The sequence below is a fragment of the Lacinutrix sp. C3R15 genome (genome assembly GCF_018860825.1).
Taxonomy (GTDB): Bacteria; Bacteroidota; Bacteroidia; order Flavobacteriales; family Flavobacteriaceae; genus Oceanihabitans.
This window is the reverse complement of the sequence record NZ_JAHKPZ010000035.1, coordinates 1-1,702: the sequence shown is the minus strand read 5'-3', so window position 1 is coordinate 1,702 and position 1,702 is coordinate 1. Positions and strand designations below refer to the sequence as shown.

Annotated in this window: 1 protein-coding gene; it reads right to left on the bottom strand. The window is 29.4% G+C overall.

What is annotated here, in order from left to right; all coding sequences use genetic code 11:
- Positions 1-339 precede the first annotated feature (339 nt).
- Entirely contained in the window at positions 340-1,440 is a 1,101-nt protein-coding gene (locus KO494_RS14020; RefSeq protein WP_215968257.1) for a hypothetical protein, read from the bottom strand.
- Positions 1,441-1,702 lie beyond the last annotated feature (262 nt).

Here is a 1,702-nt window from a genome sequence, read left to right as displayed (position 1 = left end):
GAACTGAATTTCGTAAATAACTTATTATGTTCCTATTAATCTGAAAAGTTTTTTAGGGTTACTTGTTGCGTGAACAATTCAGTTCGAGAATTGAGTGATCAGAATATGTGATTATTTTATTCCGATTTGAGTAAGAAAAAAATCCAATGATTTATGTTTAGATAAAAACAGTTTATTGAAAGTTACAATTTTCAAGCTATTTTTTATAACGGTCTTGTATATGAAAAGTAGCGGATTTTAAGCGCTAATTTTTCGGATTATAACTGACCTTAATTTTATAAAATTAATTTTCGTTTAAGCACTTAAACCGCTATTTTTTATATACGTTGTTAGGCATAGTTATTTTTTATCAGGTACAATCCAATCAGCATTTCTTACGAAAAAGACGTATTGTGCATAGTCGGTTGTTGATGTACCTTCAATAATATCAAATCCTTCCCAAATTGGTATTAATCTTTTAGTCTTTGTTCCTCTTGCAGAGTATAAATAAGGCGAGTCTTTTGAGTCAAGTTTTATTAAACTAATGGTATTTGGTCTTGTGACTTTTTTATAATCAGCAATTCCTTTTATGTACATAAATAATCTATTATCGTATGAAAATTTAAACCTCGTAAAATCTCTGCCTTTATCTTGTAAAAATTTTGGAAGAGCAGCACTTTGAACAGTTAATCGTGAGTCAACATAAAGTGCATTCATACTTATCATTTTATTTTTGTAAGGCAATAATGTATCCTTTTTAATTCGACCCGCTAAAGTGTAGTCGTATGCTTGTAAAGTATGAGCAAAACCAAATCCACCATATATTTTTTTGTCTTTCCATTCTTTTTCGAGGTGATACCTTTTAAAGTTTTCAAACATAAATTTGTCTCGAGATTTGATTTTTGAGTTGGTTGTTATATTGAATTGTATGTCTTTAAGTATGGATATAGAGTTATTTTCTAATAAACCTGATTTTATTATTTTATCTAAATTTTCTGATGACCAAACACTCCATTTTTCGTCATCTGTTGGTAATTCGGTTAGAAACTGTTCGGGTATTTTTTCTTCGACAAGTTTTCTCAACAAGGTGTAATCAGCAATTTTGTCTAATCCAACGATTTGAAATTTAGATTTTTCAGGTAATTGTGTATAATATTCTCTTAATTTAACCCACTTATTTCGATATTGGTCGGATATACTTCCAATATAAATCGCCCAATTTTTTAAAATGTCTTTTAATTCTATTTCATTTGAGCCTTCAATATATTTTTGCAAATAATATGCTTGGGCAATATCCATTTCTGCAAGATATAACTCAATATTTACTTTTTCATTAAGCTGTGTAAACATTGCAAAATCAATTCTTGGTGATGTTTCTACTTCGTGAATTTCTCCTACAAAAAACAAATCATTACTGTAGAAATCTGTGTTTAAGCTTGCAAATTGTAATGAGTCTTTCATTTCTACAATTTCCACATTGTTTTTTAGGTAATTCACATATTTACGGGAAGCACAACTCGAGAATATAATCGATAATATTGCGATGGTCAAAATGTTTTTTATCATTGTCTGTATGTTCGTTATAATTATGCCTAACGTGTTTGTGTATGGTTAGTTGCGTGGTTAGGTAGCTAATTTAGTAAACTTTTACGGACCAGAGAAAATTCCGAAGGAATTTTCCAAAGAAGCACTTGCCTAAGCAATTAATTATACACGTCTTAAG

Coding starts and splice junctions, on each gene's coding strand:
- KO494_RS14020 (WP_215968257.1), bottom strand. CDS start 1,440: ATGAAAGACTCATTACAATTTGCAAGCTTAAACACAGATTTCTACAGT.